14 protein-coding genes and 1 tRNA gene are annotated in these 14,573 nt (G+C 37.7%); 9 read left to right on the plus strand and 6 right to left on the minus strand.

Annotation, left to right across the window (positions count from 1 at the left end):
- Positions 1-65 precede the first annotated feature (65 nt).
- Both MED134_RS03080 and MED134_RS03085 read left to right on the plus strand, forming a co-directional pair.
- The gene (locus MED134_RS03080) at positions 66-788 is read left to right on the plus strand and encodes a hypothetical protein (protein ID WP_021778829.1); all 723 of its coding nucleotides are present in this window, start codon (positions 66-68) and stop codon (positions 786-788) included.
- Positions 789-792: 4 nt separating this feature from the next.
- Positions 793-1,311, plus strand: a complete 519-nt coding sequence (locus MED134_RS03085; RefSeq protein WP_021778828.1) for a putative signal transducing protein — start codon at positions 793-795, stop codon at positions 1,309-1,311.
- A gap of 9 nt (positions 1,312-1,320) precedes the next feature.
- On the opposite strand, the gene MED134_RS03090 is transcribed toward MED134_RS03085, so the two are convergent.
- Positions 1,321-2,940 (minus strand): ABC-F family ATP-binding cassette domain-containing protein, encoded by a 1,620-nt coding sequence (locus MED134_RS03090; RefSeq protein WP_021778827.1) that lies wholly within the window; start codon positions 2,938-2,940, stop codon positions 1,321-1,323.
- Between the two features lie 167 nt (positions 2,941-3,107).
- On the opposite strand from MED134_RS03090, the gene MED134_RS03095 reads away from it, so the two are divergent.
- Entirely contained in the window at positions 3,108-4,520 is a 1,413-nt protein-coding gene (locus MED134_RS03095) for a TlpA family protein disulfide reductase (protein ID WP_021778826.1), read from the plus strand.
- A 77-nt stretch (positions 4,521-4,597) separates the two neighbouring features.
- Here MED134_RS03095 and fsa read toward each other — a convergent pair whose 3' ends face one another.
- From fsa to MED134_RS03115, 4 genes are all read right to left on the minus strand, one after another.
- Complete coding sequence (gene fsa / locus MED134_RS03100) at positions 4,598-5,254, minus strand: fructose-6-phosphate aldolase (protein WP_021778825.1); 657 nt, start codon at positions 5,252-5,254, stop codon at positions 4,598-4,600.
- An 81-nt stretch (positions 5,255-5,335) separates the two neighbouring features.
- Positions 5,336-6,139 (minus strand): SDR family oxidoreductase, encoded by an 804-nt coding sequence (locus MED134_RS03105; RefSeq protein WP_021778824.1) that lies wholly within the window; start codon positions 6,137-6,139, stop codon positions 5,336-5,338.
- 168 nt (positions 6,140-6,307) lie between these two features.
- On the minus strand, positions 6,308-6,751 hold the full coding sequence (locus MED134_RS03110; RefSeq protein WP_021778823.1) for a thioredoxin family protein: 444 nt from the start codon (positions 6,749-6,751) through the stop codon (positions 6,308-6,310).
- 96 nt (positions 6,752-6,847) lie between these two features.
- Entirely contained in the window at positions 6,848-7,480 is a 633-nt protein-coding gene (locus MED134_RS03115; RefSeq protein WP_038596977.1) for an NAD(P)H-dependent oxidoreductase, read from the minus strand.
- Positions 7,481-7,570: 90 nt separating this feature from the next.
- On the opposite strand from MED134_RS03115, the gene MED134_RS03120 reads away from it, so the two are divergent.
- The 6 genes from MED134_RS03120 to MED134_RS03145 all read left to right on the plus strand — a co-directional run bounded on the left by MED134_RS03120 (position 7,571) and on the right by MED134_RS03145 (position 13,790).
- Positions 7,571-7,966 (plus strand): acyl-CoA thioesterase, encoded by a 396-nt coding sequence (locus MED134_RS03120; protein WP_021778821.1) that lies wholly within the window; start codon positions 7,571-7,573, stop codon positions 7,964-7,966.
- The gene (locus MED134_RS03125; RefSeq protein ID WP_021778820.1) at positions 7,966-8,634 is read left to right on the plus strand and encodes a vancomycin high temperature exclusion protein; all 669 of its coding nucleotides are present in this window, start codon (positions 7,966-7,968) and stop codon (positions 8,632-8,634) included. The genes MED134_RS03120 and MED134_RS03125 overlap by 1 nt, the downstream gene beginning before the upstream one ends.
- A 56-nt stretch (positions 8,635-8,690) precedes the next feature.
- Positions 8,691-11,120, plus strand: coding sequence for a gliding motility-associated ABC transporter substrate-binding protein GldG (gldG, locus tag MED134_RS03130; protein ID WP_038596981.1), 2,430 nt, complete (start codon positions 8,691-8,693; stop codon positions 11,118-11,120).
- A 119-nt stretch (positions 11,121-11,239) separates the two neighbouring features.
- Complete coding sequence (gene dnaN, locus MED134_RS03135) at positions 11,240-12,358, plus strand: DNA polymerase III subunit beta (RefSeq protein WP_021778818.1); 1,119 nt, start codon at positions 11,240-11,242, stop codon at positions 12,356-12,358.
- Positions 12,359-12,524: 166 nt separating this feature from the next.
- Positions 12,525-13,595, plus strand: coding sequence for a M28 family metallopeptidase (locus MED134_RS03140; protein WP_021778817.1), 1,071 nt, complete (start codon positions 12,525-12,527; stop codon positions 13,593-13,595).
- Between the two features lie 119 nt (positions 13,596-13,714).
- Positions 13,715-13,790 (plus strand) — tRNA-His (locus tag MED134_RS03145).
- A 64-nt stretch (positions 13,791-13,854) separates the two neighbouring features.
- Here MED134_RS03145 and bshB1 read toward each other — a convergent pair.
- The gene (gene bshB1 / locus MED134_RS03150; protein ID WP_021778816.1) at positions 13,855-14,571 is read right to left on the minus strand and encodes a bacillithiol biosynthesis deacetylase BshB1; all 717 of its coding nucleotides are present in this window, start codon (positions 14,569-14,571) and stop codon (positions 13,855-13,857) included.
- Positions 14,572-14,573: the final 2 nt, after the last annotated feature.

A 14,573-nucleotide genomic window follows, 5' to 3' on the forward strand; every position in this document is an offset into this window, starting at 1 on the left:
TGTGCAGTACGACCAGTGCATTGACATTGCGGCTTTTGTATTGTATATTTAGTAGAAAAAAAGAGATGCTATTAACCAGAACAAACATTCACGATAAATTATTACGTGAGCGCAGCAAGAGTGAGCAAGAGCAAGATATTCTGGCTCAAGTAGAAGCTATTTTTACACAAGACCGCATTCGCGAAAGCGGAATCATAAAAACCCTTAATAGCCCTTCAGGCTCAGGTTACAATGAGTTTAATATAGACTTACTAGCAACCGAAAATATCTTCCATATTAAACAAATAGAGAAGATTTGTATAGATTACAGACTTCGCTTTCTAGATACAAAGTACTTTAAAGGGAAATATCCACAGCAAGCGCTAGACAATATTAAATATCTTGAAAACACGCACAATACAGAACTAGATGGTTTTAAAATCATAGCACCGTCAAAAATGTTTGTACTAGAAAAAGCAGATGACCCTTTACTTTTTGCTCCTATGGGTAATGGATATTACTACCTCATACATAAATGGGGAAATGATCTTAACCCCTTTAGAAAGCAGTGGGCCTGGTCGTTTAAATCTTTTGAAAATCTAATTGTAACCACACTTTTAATAAGTCTAGTCGCTACTATGCTTATACCAGACGGTCTTTTTACAAAGAATCAAGATTTAAGTCAAGATGTTATGGTCTTTTTCTTTATGTTTAAGTCTATAGGAGCTATTGTATTATTTTATGCCTTTGCATTAGGTAAAAATTTCAATAAAGCGATATGGAATAGCACTTACGATAAAACAAGATAACTATATGAGTATACTACCAGATTCCCGTTATGAGAAGATCCACACTGGGTCTGCCATTGAGACAAAGCGTTTACAGATCATTCTAGAAGAAAAAGGAATCCCTAGTATACTAAGAGATGATAATGAGAGTGCAAAGCTAGCCGGCTATGCGCTAGGCTCTCCAGATCAATCTAGATTACTGGTTGACAAGGAACACCTTGTAAAAGCTAAGCATATTGTAGCAGCCACACTAGAAGATTTTAAAACAAATGCCCTCACAGATGATGAGCTCAACTCACTCTCACAAGAAGAATCGCAAAGTACACCCATAAAGACAATCACTAGAAATACTACAGAAAAGAAAAAGCCAGGAGTATCTCCTGGCCGTCTTATCTTTTATGTACTCTTCTTATTATACTCCTTATGGCGTTTGTCACCTTTATTAAAAGGTGAAGAGTTACCTATGCTTCGCATTATAATAAGCGGTGCGTTAAGTATATTCTGTATTTATATGCTCATCTCTTACTTCACTAATAAAAAGTAAGAGAGTAGCCTACTCGTACATCGCCATACGCTGCTCTCTGATGCTCTTATCACTCATATACTCATCAAAGTTCATAAAGCGATCTATAACTCCTTTAGGAGTAAGCTCTATTACACGGTTACCTACTGTGCTTGCAAACTCGTGATCGTGTGTTGTGAGCATTACTGTACCCTTAAAGTTTTTAAGCGCATTGTTAAACGCTGTAATAGACTCAAGGTCTAAGTGGTTTGTAGGTTCATCTACCATTAAGATATTTGCACGCTTCATCATCATTTTTGAAATCATACAGCGCACTTTTTCTCCCCCAGATAAAACATCAGATTTTTTAAGAGCTTCTTCGCCAGAAAAAATCATTTTACCTAAGAAACCTCTTAAGAAAACCTCTTCTCTCTCCTCTTCTGTTTGTGCATACTGGCGCAGCCAGTCTACAAGGTTAAGAGTCCCATCTTGAAAGTATGATGAGTTATCTAGTGGCAGGTAAGATTGTGTTGTTGTTACTCCAAAATCAAAGCTACCGCTATCTGCAGTTTGATTACCATTTATAATCTCGTAAAATGCTGTAGTAGCACGACTATCACGAGAGAATAATACTGCTTTATCTCCTTTATTTAAGTTTATATCTACGCCCTTAAATAGTGTATCTCCATCTAGACTTGCAGTAAGACCAGCACAATTAAAAATCTGATCTCCAGCCTCACGATCTCTGTCAAATATAATACCCGGGTATCGACGGCTAGATGGCTTAATTTCTTCTATATTAAGTTTATCTATCATCTTTTTACGAGATGTAGCTTGCTTAGATTTTGCAACGTTTGCAGAGAATCTAGCGATAAACTCTTGTAACTCTTTTTTCTTCTCTTCGGCTTTTTTGTTTTGCTGTGCTCGTTGTCTCGCTGCAAGTTGAGATGACTCATACCAGAAGGTATAGTTACCACTATAGTGAGTAATCTTACCGTGATCTATATCTGATATGTGTGTACAAACTGCATCAAGAAAGTGACGGTCGTGAGATACTACAATCACACAATTCTCATAGTTTGCCAGGAAATTTTCTAACCAAGCAATCGTTTCATAATCCAGGTCGTTTGTAGGCTCATCCATAATAAGCACATCTGGATTACCAAAAAGTGCCTGTGCAATTAAGACACGTACTCGCTGCTTACCATCTAGATCTGCCATAGATGTGTGGTGAAGCTCCTCCTTTATACCAAGGTTAGATAGCATTGTAGCTGCGTCACTATCTGCATTCCATCCATTCATCTCTTCAAACTGCACTTGAAGCTCTCCTATACGGTCTGCATTCTCATCAGAATAGTCTGCATATAATGCATCAATCTCAGATTTGATTTTATATAATGGCTTATTACCCATTACCACAGTCTCAAGTACGGCAAACTCATCATAAGCATAATGATTTTGCTCAAGTACAGACATACGTTTACCTGGCTCTAGATGAACGTGACCAGAGGTAGGGTCTTGCTGTCCCGTTAATATTTTAAGGAACGTAGACTTTCCTGCACCATTTGCACCTATAATACCATAGCAATTGCCATTAAGAAACGAGGTGTTTACCTCGTCAAATAAAACGCGTTTACCAAATTGAACCGAAAGATTAGAAACTGATAACATAAAATTGTCTGTTTAGAGCCTGCAAAAATACCTATAATTAAAGAAATTTTAAACATTAGAATAGTAAAATGCTTTTAACGTGGCTTTAACAACTTAAACACACCGTTAAACTTATTTTTGAGAACAATGCGCTATGCTTACCTTTAAAGCATAAATTAATACCCTATATGAAATATCACATCGCTCTTCTCTCATTACTTGTAGTATTTACAACCAGTTGTATCTCTGAAGACAAAGACAAGGCAGACGGAACATATATAGGTGGTGAGATTATCAACCCTGTACAGAGCTATGTACTTTTACGTAAAGGTGAGAAAGTCACAGACAGTATACCCCTAGACAGACGTAATAGATTTTTATACAAACTGGAGAATTTTGAAAGCGGCCTTTACCGCTTTGAGCACGGAGAACACCAGATTGTTCATATTGAAGAAGGAGACAGCATCTTGTTGCGTGTAAACACAAAAGAGTTTGATGAGTCTTTAAGCTTTTCTGGTTATGGTTCAGAGAAGAGTTCATTCCTCATAGATATGTACCTTCACTGGGAGTCTGAAAACAAAAACTTTAAAAGAAAATATCAAAAAAATCCAGAGAATTTTCAAAAGACATTAGACTCAATGTCTATTATACATCAAGAAGAACTCAATACATTTTTGAACAATCCAGAAGCTACCTACTCTGAAGATTTTATAGATATTGCTAAGGCGGTTTCTAAAATGGACAATTTTCAGCGCAAGGAGCTTTACCCCTTTGCTCATTATGGCAAGGACAAACTGAATTTTATTGAAACGTTACCTGGAGACTTTTACCGCTTTCGCGAAAGCGTCGATATAAATAATCCAAACCTTGATGAGTTATACGGTTTTAGAAGATATCTGGGCTCGTATATAAATCATCTAAGCTTTTTAAGGTATGGTGACTCATCAAATTACGACCGTATGTCTTACGTACACAATCACCACCAGATTGCGGTTATAGATAGTATTGTAAGTAATGAGCCACTTAAAGAACGTTTACTCTACCAGATGGCACGTATTTTTATTGCAAACAGCAATAATTCTCAAGAAGTGGTAACCTTGTTTGATGAGATTAAAGCAGTATCTTCTTCACAGGAAACAATAGCAGATATAGATGCCCTTTATGCAAATAATAAAAGTATGGAGGCCGGTAATGTCATACCAGATGTTCTTATTGTAGACACAAACCTAGCAATGAGCACGCTGTCTAGTCGCATTACAAAACCTACGGTACTATACTTCTGGTCTTATTTAAGAAAGTCACATATGAACAATTCTCATATAAAGGCTCAAGACCTTCAAAAAAAATATCCTGAGTTTAATTTTATTGCGATTAATGTCAACAAGGAACAAGACAAATGGTTACGTCATCTAGACAATAAGAATTATAATTCTCTTATGGAATATCAACTTGCAAAGCCCGTTTTAGGAAGAAAGCAACTTGTACTCAATGATATTAACAAGACAATAGTGCTAGATAGAAAAGGAGTTATTCTTAATAGCCACGCAAACATACACAGTCCAAAGTTTGAGAATGAGCTTCTTGCCTATTTAAATCAATAGACCACATATTAATCACATATAAAAAAGCCTCCCTAATTAAGGAGGCTTTTTTATATGTGATTAATATTTGATTAGGCTTACTTGTTACCCTTCTCATAGTCTGCTAGAAACTTAGCAAGACCACTATCTGTAAGTGGGTGTCTTAATAATCCCTCTATAGAAGATAAAGGACCTGTCATAACATCTGCCCCTATTTTTGCACAATCTATTACGTGCATTGTATGCCTTACTGAGGCAGCTAGAATTTGTGTATCAAACATATAGTTATCATATATGTGACGTATCTCCGCTATAAGATTAAGTCCATCTGTAGAGATATCATCTAGTCTTCCTATAAATGGAGATACATATGTTGCACCAGCCTTTGCAGCAAGTAATGCTTGCCCGCAAGAAAATACGAGTGTACAGTTAGTACGTATACCTTTATCAGAAAAATATTTTATAGCCTTAATACCATCCTTGATCATAGGCACCTTTACGACAATTTGCTCGTGTAATGCAGCGAGCTCCTCCCCTTCCTTAATCATCTCGTCATAAGTAGTAGAGATTACCTCTGCACTCACATCTCCTGTAGCAATAGCACATATATCCTTATAGTGCTGTAAGATATTCTCACGGCCTGTGATACCTTCTTTTGCCATAAGTGATGGGTTTGTAGTTACCCCGTCAAGAACACCAAGGTCTTGCGCTTCTCTAATCTGGTCTAAGTTTGCGGTGTCTATAAAAAATTTCATAGGTTTTTCTTTTGTTGATTATACACAAATGTAGCTAAAAGTGATAAGTCGTTTCCCTTACAAGGATTAATTGTTTGTTAACTACAGGCCGTAATGGTTGAGCAACAGTTTTTCATACCAAGTATCTGGCAGCATACGCTTAAGTGCTATACTAAAACGTTGCATAAAGAACCCAACTCGATAATGCACTTTTGGATTTTTTGATTCCATAACGCGTTTTATGACTTTTGCCATAATAGCGGTGTCCATTCCTTTATCTACGTGCTCATCCATAAGAGCTAGCGTGTTCTTATAATTATCTTTATAAGGTGAGTTATCTAGTACGGGAGCGTGATATCTACCCGCAGCAATATTGGTTGCAAAATCTCCTGGTGCTACGGTAGTCATCTTCACATTAAACTCTTTAAGTTCCATACGGTATGCCTCTGTAGTGATACCTAGCGCACCTTTTGTCGCTGAGTAAATACCGCGATACGGTAACCCCATATATCCAGCTATAGATGTAATATTTATAACCATACCAGAGCGCTGTGCTCGCATAGTAGGTAATACTGCTTTAATAACTTCAAGTGCGCCAAAGTAATTTGTTTCAAAAACACGTCTCGTCTCAGTATTTGGAGTTTCTTCAAGAGGTCCGGTTATGCCCATACCTGCATTATTTATAAGGTAGTCTATTTTACCTTCGGCTTTGAGAAGTGTGGCTACGGCTGCCGTTATGGTTTCTGGCTTTGTTACATCCAGGGCTAGCATATGCACGCCTTGCTCAGTGCTATTTTTAGGATTACGGCTTGTACCATAGACGGTGTATGAATGATTTACTAAAAACTGTGCGATGGCTTGCCCTATACCAGAAGAGGCACCGGTGATTAAAACTACTTTTGACATATGTTATTTTAGAGTGGGTCAAAGATAAGAAGATATCACCTTTACAGATACCTTCGTCTCAAATTACTATGGAAGAGTTGATGGGTTGTTATTACGCTTTCGCGAAAGCGTAAAAAAAAAGCGCCCAATTACTTGAACGCTTTTAAAATAATTTCTTTTGAACCGTTATTATAAGCGACGTGCTTTATCAAAAAACGCGTAGTACGGTGCTGTGTCTCGTAGCATACTGTATCCAGACACCTCGTCTTTTCTTCTTCCGTTTGCATCTAGTAGTAGTACGGTAGGGAAAGATTTGTCTCTATTATACTTGTCTTGCAGCTTCATATTTTTCTTTTTCTGCTCTGGTGTGATGATATCTTCTCTAAAAGGAATATCTATCTCTAGTAGCACAAAGTCGTCTGCCTGCTGGATAAATTTATCTGTTTCCCAAAGATCTTTTTTAAGCATCTTGCACGGGCCGCACCAGTCACTACCTGTAAAATACATTAAGATAGGCTTACCTTGACGCTGTGCTACTTTTTTTGCTTTATCAAAATCTGTGTACCATTTTGCCTGCTGCGCTTGCATAGTCGCTGCCGAAATGAGTAGTAAAAAGACGATGAGTTTTTTCATTATAGTTGTTTTAGGGCTGTTGCAAATTTAAAAACTTCTAGAAATAAACAACAATCTTGCCACAATATTGTAATCGCCTACAATTTACAAAACATACTATAATTCTAAAACTGCATTTGCAATAGGTTTTCTCACCTTCTTTAAGGAAGAAAACATATCATCTTCTGCTCTATACCCTACTGGCATAACCAGTACTGGCTGTATGCCGTGTTTATCTAGGTCAAGCGCCTTGCTGTAACCTTCTGGAGAAAAGCCTTCCATAGGGCAGGCGTCTATCTCTTCTAGCGCACAAACAGTAAGTAAATTACCCATAGCGAGGTAGGCTTGCTTTGTCGCCCAGAGATGATTATCTGCAACACTTACGTTTTTAAAATGGTCTAATAGATAATCTTTAAAAGGTTTTAGAACCTCGTCTGGTGTGTTGCGTGTGGCCTTGACGTTATTAAAGTAATCTTCTACATAGGTGCCATCTACGTTTTTTTCTATACAAAATACAAGTATGTGAGAGGCATCTACCACCTGTTGCTGGTTCATTGTTACAGGTACTAAAGCCTCTTGCTGCTGTTTATCACTTATAATTACAAGTCGCACGGGCTGTAAGCCAAAACTTGTGGCCGTAAGATTAAAGGCATTTTTTAAAATATCTATTTGAGCGGTAGAGAGCATACGCTTGTTATCAAACTTTTTAGTCGCATACCTCCATTTTAAAGCTTCTATTACTTGTAGCATTTGTTCTGTTTTTAGACCTTGCAAAGATACAGACACAAGGCTGCATATCTAGTATGTTATGCAGTAAGAATTACTTAGTCACATCTACCTATGCTTACAGTACAACAACGTATTAAAGAAAGTGAGACACGCATCTTTAAAGCGGTTTTCCCTAATACGACTAATCATTATGACACCCTCTTTGGGGGTACCGCATTACATATGATGGATGAGGCTGCTTTTATATGTGCAACACGTTTTAGCCGTAAGAAGGTTGTTACTATATCTACAGATAAGATAGATTTTACAAAGGCCATTCCAGAGGGCACCATCGTAGAACTTATTGCTCAGGTAGAAACTGTGGGCAATACAAGCTGTGTAGTACGCGTTGAGATTTACAAGGAAGATATGTATAGCTATGATCGCGAGCTAGCTGTTGCAGGTAAGTTTACCTTTGTCGCTATAAATGATGACAAGAAACCTATTACTATTATTGATAAGGCCTAGTGAGAAAAATTATTAAGAAAATAACCATTCTACTCTTTGCTTTTTTGGCACTGCTTGCTTGTGGGATATTTATACTCTCTGGCCACGTTAAATCCAGTACTAAAAATCAAACTTACAATAACATTGCCGAGGTGCCTCAAGCTTATACAGTTATTGTTCTAGGTGCTAGTGTGCGATCTAACGGAGATCTATCTACTATGCTAGAAGATAGAGTGTCGAGCGCGCTCTCGCTCTATCGCGCGGGTAAAGTATCAAGATTTTTACTCTCTGGAGATAATGGTACAAAATCTTATAATGAGCCTAAGGCTATGCAACAGTACCTTATTAACCAAGGTGTGCCAGAAGAAGATATATTTTTAGATTATGCAGGTTTTGACACCTATGATAGTATGTATCGAGCAAGCTCTGTTTTTAATGTAAAGGAAGCTATTGTAGTAACTCAAAAATTTCACCTACCTCGAGCACTTTTTATCGCAAATAGATTAGGTCTTGACTATTACGGCTTTATAGGAGATAAACATATCTACCAGCGTGAGAATGCTAATAAACGCAGAGAACTTCTAGCAAATGTAAAAGCATACTTAGAGTTAGGCATAAGTAAAGAGCCTACCTATCTAGGGGCAAAAATCCCAATAGATGGACCTCCTCAATCTACATACTCAGATTAAAATGTATTTCAAAAATTAAAAAATCTACTGTAGTTTTACTCAAAAAAAGTAACCCATTGTACGCAATATTAAAAAAGGAAATCACCACATTTTTCTCCTCACCTATAGGCTACCTAGTCGTAGGGTTATTTCTAGTGGTCACAGGATTATTTTTATGGGTTTTTGAAGGAGAATTTAATATTCCTAACTCAGGCTTTGCAGACCTTGCTCCATTTTTTCTTATCGCCCCGTGGATGTTTACTTTCCTTATACCTGCGGTAACTATGCGCAGTTTTAGTGAAGAAAAAAAAGCAGGAACCTTAGAACTATTACTCACAAAACCCATTACTACATTACAACTTACGCTAGGTAAATATCTGGGTGCTTACAGCCTCATACTTATTGCTATTATACCTACGTTAATGTATGTGCTCGCTATATATATGCTAGGTAACCCCGTAGGTAATCTCGACGTTGGTGTAACCATAGGGTCATATGCTGGACTTATACTGCTTGCTAGTATCTATACGGCATTAGGAATATTTATATCTACCTGTACTAGTAATCAAATTGTTGCCTTTATTGCATCAGTAGGGCTTTGCTTTTTTCTCTATTTTGGAATTGAAGGTATTGCAGCCTACAGCAGCCTAGAGGGTACTACAACCTTCTTATCAAGCTTAAGTATTAAATCACATTATGAAAGTATAAGTAGAGGAGTCATAGACACGAGAGACCTTATATACTTTGTAAGTGTAACTGCGTTTTTTATCATACTCACGGTATGGAGATTGCAAAAAAATCAACACACTTACGTGAAAAAAATCTCTAACATAGCGCAACCGCTACTCTTGTTTGTAGGGTTACTACTTATAAATTATGCTGGTTCATTTGCACATAAACGTTATGACCTAACTCAAGATGGCAGGTATACCATAAGCAAGCCTACAAAAGAATTATTAGACCAAATTAAAAGTCCGCTTATCATAGATGTTTTTCTTGAAGGAGACTTTCCTGCAGAATTTAAAAAGCTTCAGAACGAGACGCGCTACCTTCTTGAAGAAATGCAGGCTCACAATCCTAATATTTACTTTGAGTTTTCAAACCCTGTAGAGCCTGGCGAAACGACCACTCAAGTAGCAGGGCAGTTTAACGAGTTTGGAATGACCACTATCCCGCTTAAAGTAAAACAAGACGGTAAGGAGACTACACAAACTATTTTCCCGTGGGCTACTATTAATTTTAATGGTAAAGCCGTTCCTGTTTCTTTAGTAAAAAATGTGGTAGGATCGTCACCAGAACAGCTGGTTTATGCCTCAATTCAAACTCTTGAGTATGCCTTTGCAGAGGGGCTTAACATCTCTTTAAATGCAAAGACTAAGCGCATAGCAGTACTACGAGATAATGGTGAGTTACCAGATGCAAAAATTGCAGATATGTTCCGTAAGCTGGGCGATACTTATAATATTGCACCCTTCCCAATGGAGGTGGCAAACCAAGACCCAGAAAAAGCACTAAAAGCCTTACAAAACACCTTTGACCTCGTAGTTATCGCAAAGCCTACAAAGGCATTTACAGAGCAACAAAAATATGTGATAGATCAATATATTATAAACGGAGGTAACAGCCTCTGGATGCTCGATGCTGTGGCAATAGAAGATGATAGTCTGCGTAATGATGCAGGTAAAACAGTTGCATTTCCTAGAGATCTCAATCTAGACGATCAACTCTTTAAGTATGGTGTACGCATTAATCCCTCACTAGTGGTAGACCTCTACTCTGCCCCGCTAAGTGTAGCATCTGGAGAAGGAAGTGAGTCACAATACATACAACTACCGTGGTTATACAGACCACAGGTACCTAGCCTTAACACCCACCCTATAAATACTAATATTGAAAAACCGGTACGCTTTAACTACGCAAACCCTATAGAACTTCTTGAGTCTAATAATGAACTCTCAAAAACAGTGTTATTACAATCTAGTATCTATACAAAGCTAGAAGCAACTCCTAGAGAAATTGCACTTGCACAAGTAGATATAGAGCCTCAGGAGGCAGATTTTCAAGCAGGACAACAACCACTAGCTGTTTTAGTAGAAGGTGCATTTTCTTCGGCATTTACAAATCGTGTGTTACCAGATGGAAGTGATAAAGAACGCTTTCGCGAAAGCGCAACAAACGCCTCAAAACTCATACTCATATCTGATGGTGACATTATAGCGAACGAACTAGATAGCCGCGGGCAGCCACTAGAATTAGGCTTTGACTACTACACAAGAACCAGCTATGGTAACAAAGAGTTTTTGCTTAATGCGGTTAATTACCTGCTCGATGATAATGGTCTTATTAACATAAGAAGTAAAGAAATTGCCCTTCCATTTATAGACACCCAGAAGGTTTCAAAAGAGATCACCACGTGGCAAGTCTTGACCATTGGGCTTCCGCTTGTTATACTACTTATTTTTGGCGTCATATATAACGCAATAAGAAAGCGCCGTTACGCCCGCTAGATGTTGATAAGTTAATTTCTAAAGCCGTCGCATTTCAAATATATTTGTAAGTAGTGTGCAGGTAATTTATTGCATCACTTTATATTCAATTTTCTTGCATAGCAAAACCTAATAATACTATGAAATTTATAGTCTCTAGCTCTTACCTTCTCAAACAACTACAAGTGTTGGGAGGGGTGATTAATAATAGCAACACATTACCTATACTGGATAATTTTCTTTTTGAACTTGATGGTAACGCCCTTACGGTTTCGGCATCAGATTTAGAAACTACAATGACTTCAAAACTTGATGTAGAGTCTAGTGATAATGGAGCTATTGCATTACCAGCGCGTTTGTTACTAGACACGCTTAAAACATTTCCTGAGCAACCCCTAACTTTTACTCAGCACGAAAACAACACTATAGAGATAAGCTCTAACCACGGTAAATATGCACTAGCATATGCAGATGGTGCAGAGTTTCCTAATGCCGTATCACTAGAAGATCCTAGTGTGGTAAAAATACCTGGAAGCGTGCTTGCTACGGCTATAAGCAATACCATATTTGCGACAGGTAATGACGATTTACGCCCAGTGATGAGCGGCGTTTTCTTTCAGTTTGCAACAGATGGTTTAACCTTTGTAGCAACAGATGCTCATAAGCTTGTAAAGTATGGTCGTACAGATGTTGTAGCATCACAGGCAGCAGAGTTTATTATGCCTAAAAAGCCACTTAATTTACTTAAAGGAATCCTCTCTACGTCTGACGATGAGATATCTGTAGAGTACAACGAGAGCAATGCAAAATTTACTTTTGATAACGTAGAGCTTGTATGTAGACTTATAGATGGTAAATACCCTAACTATGAGGCCGTAATACCTAAGGAGAACCCAAATAGACTTACGATAGACCGCAACCAGTTTTTAAACTCTGTGCGTCGTGTATCTATTTTCTCAAATAAAACAACACACCAGATACGTCTTAAAATTGCTGGAGCAGAACTTAACATCTCTGCCGAAGATATAGATTACAGCAACAAGGCAGAAGAGAGACTTACTTGTGATTACCAAGGTGATGATATGCAAATAGGTTTTAACTCAAGATTCTTAACAGAGATGCTTAATAATATGAATGCAAATGATGTTTCTCTAGAGATGTCACTTCCTAATAGAGCAGGTATCTTAACTCCAGTAGATGGTCTTGATGAAGGTGAGCAAGTAACAATGCTTGTAATGCCAGTAATGCTTAACAACTAAGAGACTTACATCTCATAAAGTAATACCATAATGCTACTCTTAACTAGAGTGGCATTTTTTATGCAGTTTCTTTACGCTTTCGCGAAAGCGTACTAACAGGCTTTACAGCACTCTCCTATTTTATTCGGTTGAATTCTGTACTTTTAGCAATCTTAAAATAAAATGAATGAAAAAATATTTTGCGCTTTTAGGACTAAGCCTTGTTGCACTATCTTGTAATGAATCAAAAAAAGTAGTTACTCCAGCACAACCAGAAGGTCCTGTTATTATAGATGTTACCGCTTTAGAAAGTGACGAGACAGACGTGCGTAAGTACACAAACACAATCACCGAAGGAGAACTCAAAGAAATGCTCTATGTGTATGCCAGTGATGAATTTGAAGGGCGTAACACAGGAGACCCAGGTCAAAAAAAGGCAGCAGCATACCTTGTAAACTATTACAAAGAGCTAAACGTACAACCAGGTAATAATGGTGATTACTATCAAATTGTACCAAATACATTTTTTAGAAAAGGAAGCGGACTTAATGATTCTGAAAACGTTCTAGCTTTTATAAAAGGATCAGAAAAGCCAGAAGAGGTTCTTGTGCTCTCTGCACACCTTGATCACGTAGGTATGGACGCAAAAGGAAATGTATATAACGGTGCAGACGATGATGGCTCTGGAACAGTAGCTTTACTTGAGATTGCAGAGGCTTTTAAACAAGCTGTTAAAGATGGCAAGGGACCTAAACGCTCTATCTTATTTTTACACGTTACAGGTGAAGAAAAAGGTCTTTATGGATCAAGATATTATTCAGAAAATCCAGTATACTCTCTTGCAAATACCATTGCAGATCTTAACATTGATATGATAGGTCGCAATGATGACGCGCACAAAGAAGATAACAATTATGTGTACCTCATAGGTTCTGATAAGCTTAGTACAGATTTACACAATATCTCATCTGCAGTAAATGCAAAGTACTTTGACATCAACCTAGACTACCGTTATAATGTAGAAAATGAGCCTAACAGATTTTACTACCGCTCAGACCACTATAACTTTGCAAAGCACAATGTGCCAGTAATCTTCTACTTTAATGGAACGCACGATGATTATCATAAAATAAGTGATACTCCAGATAAGATCAACTATCCTTTACTTGAGAAGCGCACAAAGCTCGTTTTTGCAACAGCTTGGGAACTTGCAAACAGAAAGGAAAAACCGGTAGTAGATAAAGCCGAAAAAGAGTAAAACAGAAACAACTCATTATCAGAATTATAAAAAATGGAGCAAAAAAAATGCTCCATTTTTTTTTGATAAAAGGTTGTACATCTATTAATATTAATTATCTTTGCACTCGCAATTAAAATGGTGGTTGTAGCTCAGCTGGTTAGAGCGCTGGTTTGTGGTACCAGAGGTCGCCGGTTCGAAACCGGTCTTCCACCCTTAAAAAAAGCTATCCCTCTGGATAGCTTTTTTGTTTTTATATGCTTTTGCGTGTTGTGAGCCCTTATATCAAATCAAATAAGCTATCTACAGCCGCATATCGCTCTACAGTAAAACCTTCACCATACTCTGTCCCTATAAGTCTACCTAGATCTCTTGCTCTATAGTTTATACTATCTTTAAAAGTCTTACTAGATATAGGCGTATCTCCTTCCTTATTATTTGGATCGTGAAACTGTGATGTGTAAGCAAACACAGCCTCACATTTTTTATCTATAAAGCCACTTACATCAACTACCACATCTGGTTCTATATTTTGCCACTGTATATAGTGATACACAGTTTTGGGACGCCATTTTTCTTGAGGCTTTCCTTCTACTATAGTTTCTATTTTTTTAAGACCGCTTAAAAAGCAAGCATCACTGGCCAGTTTACTCCCTTTACCGTGATCTATGTGCCTATCTGTAATAGCATTACAGAGTACCATTTCTGGTTGATATTTACGTATGATTTCTATAATCTTGAGCTGGCTCTCTCTATCATTTACAAAGAATCCATCTGCAAGTGCGATATTTTCTCGTACGCTCACGCCTAATATCTTTGCTGCATTTGCTGCCTCTACATCACGTATCTCTGCAGATCCTCTTGTCCCTAACTCCCCCCTTGTAAGATCAAGAATACCTACTTTCTTTCCGTTTGCTATTTCCTTTGCTATCGTTGCTCCACAGCCCAGCTCTACGTCGTCTGGATGTGCTCCTATAGCTAGTATGTCTAATTTCATAA

Origin of the sequence: Dokdonia sp. MED134 (assembly GCF_000152925.2) — a bacterium.
Lineage (GTDB): Bacteria > Bacteroidota > Bacteroidia > Flavobacteriales > Flavobacteriaceae > Dokdonia.

What these genes read in the sequence shown, in the direction of transcription:
- MED134_RS03080 (WP_021778829.1), top strand. Translation starts at nt 66, where the DNA reads ATGCTATTAACCAGAACAAACATTCACGATAAATTATTACGTGAGCGC.
- MED134_RS03085 (WP_021778828.1), top strand. Translation starts at nt 793, where the DNA reads ATGAGTATACTACCAGATTCCCGTTATGAGAAGATCCACACTGGGTCT.
- MED134_RS03090 (WP_021778827.1), bottom strand. Translation starts at nt 2,940, where the DNA reads ATGTTATCAGTTTCTAATCTTTCGGTTCAATTTGGTAAACGCGTTTTA.
- MED134_RS03095 (WP_021778826.1), top strand. Translation starts at nt 3,108, where the DNA reads ATGAAATATCACATCGCTCTTCTCTCATTACTTGTAGTATTTACAACC.
- fsa (WP_021778825.1), bottom strand. Translation starts at nt 5,254, where the DNA reads ATGAAATTTTTTATAGACACCGCAAACTTAGACCAGATTAGAGAAGCG.
- MED134_RS03105 (WP_021778824.1), bottom strand. Translation starts at nt 6,139, where the DNA reads ATGTCAAAAGTAGTTTTAATCACCGGTGCCTCTTCTGGTATAGGGCAA.
- MED134_RS03110 (WP_021778823.1), bottom strand. Translation starts at nt 6,751, where the DNA reads ATGAAAAAACTCATCGTCTTTTTACTACTCATTTCGGCAGCGACTATG.
- MED134_RS03115 (WP_038596977.1), bottom strand. Translation starts at nt 7,480, where the DNA reads ATGCTACAAGTAATAGAAGCTTTAAAATGGAGGTATGCGACTAAAAAG.
- MED134_RS03120 (WP_021778821.1), top strand. Translation starts at nt 7,571, where the DNA reads ATGCTTACAGTACAACAACGTATTAAAGAAAGTGAGACACGCATCTTT.
- dnaN (WP_021778818.1), top strand. Translation starts at nt 11,240, where the DNA reads ATGAAATTTATAGTCTCTAGCTCTTACCTTCTCAAACAACTACAAGTG.
- MED134_RS03140 (WP_021778817.1), top strand. Translation starts at nt 12,525, where the DNA reads ATGAAAAAATATTTTGCGCTTTTAGGACTAAGCCTTGTTGCACTATCT.
- bshB1 (WP_021778816.1), bottom strand. Translation starts at nt 14,571, where the DNA reads ATGAAATTAGACATACTAGCTATAGGAGCACATCCAGACGACGTAGAG.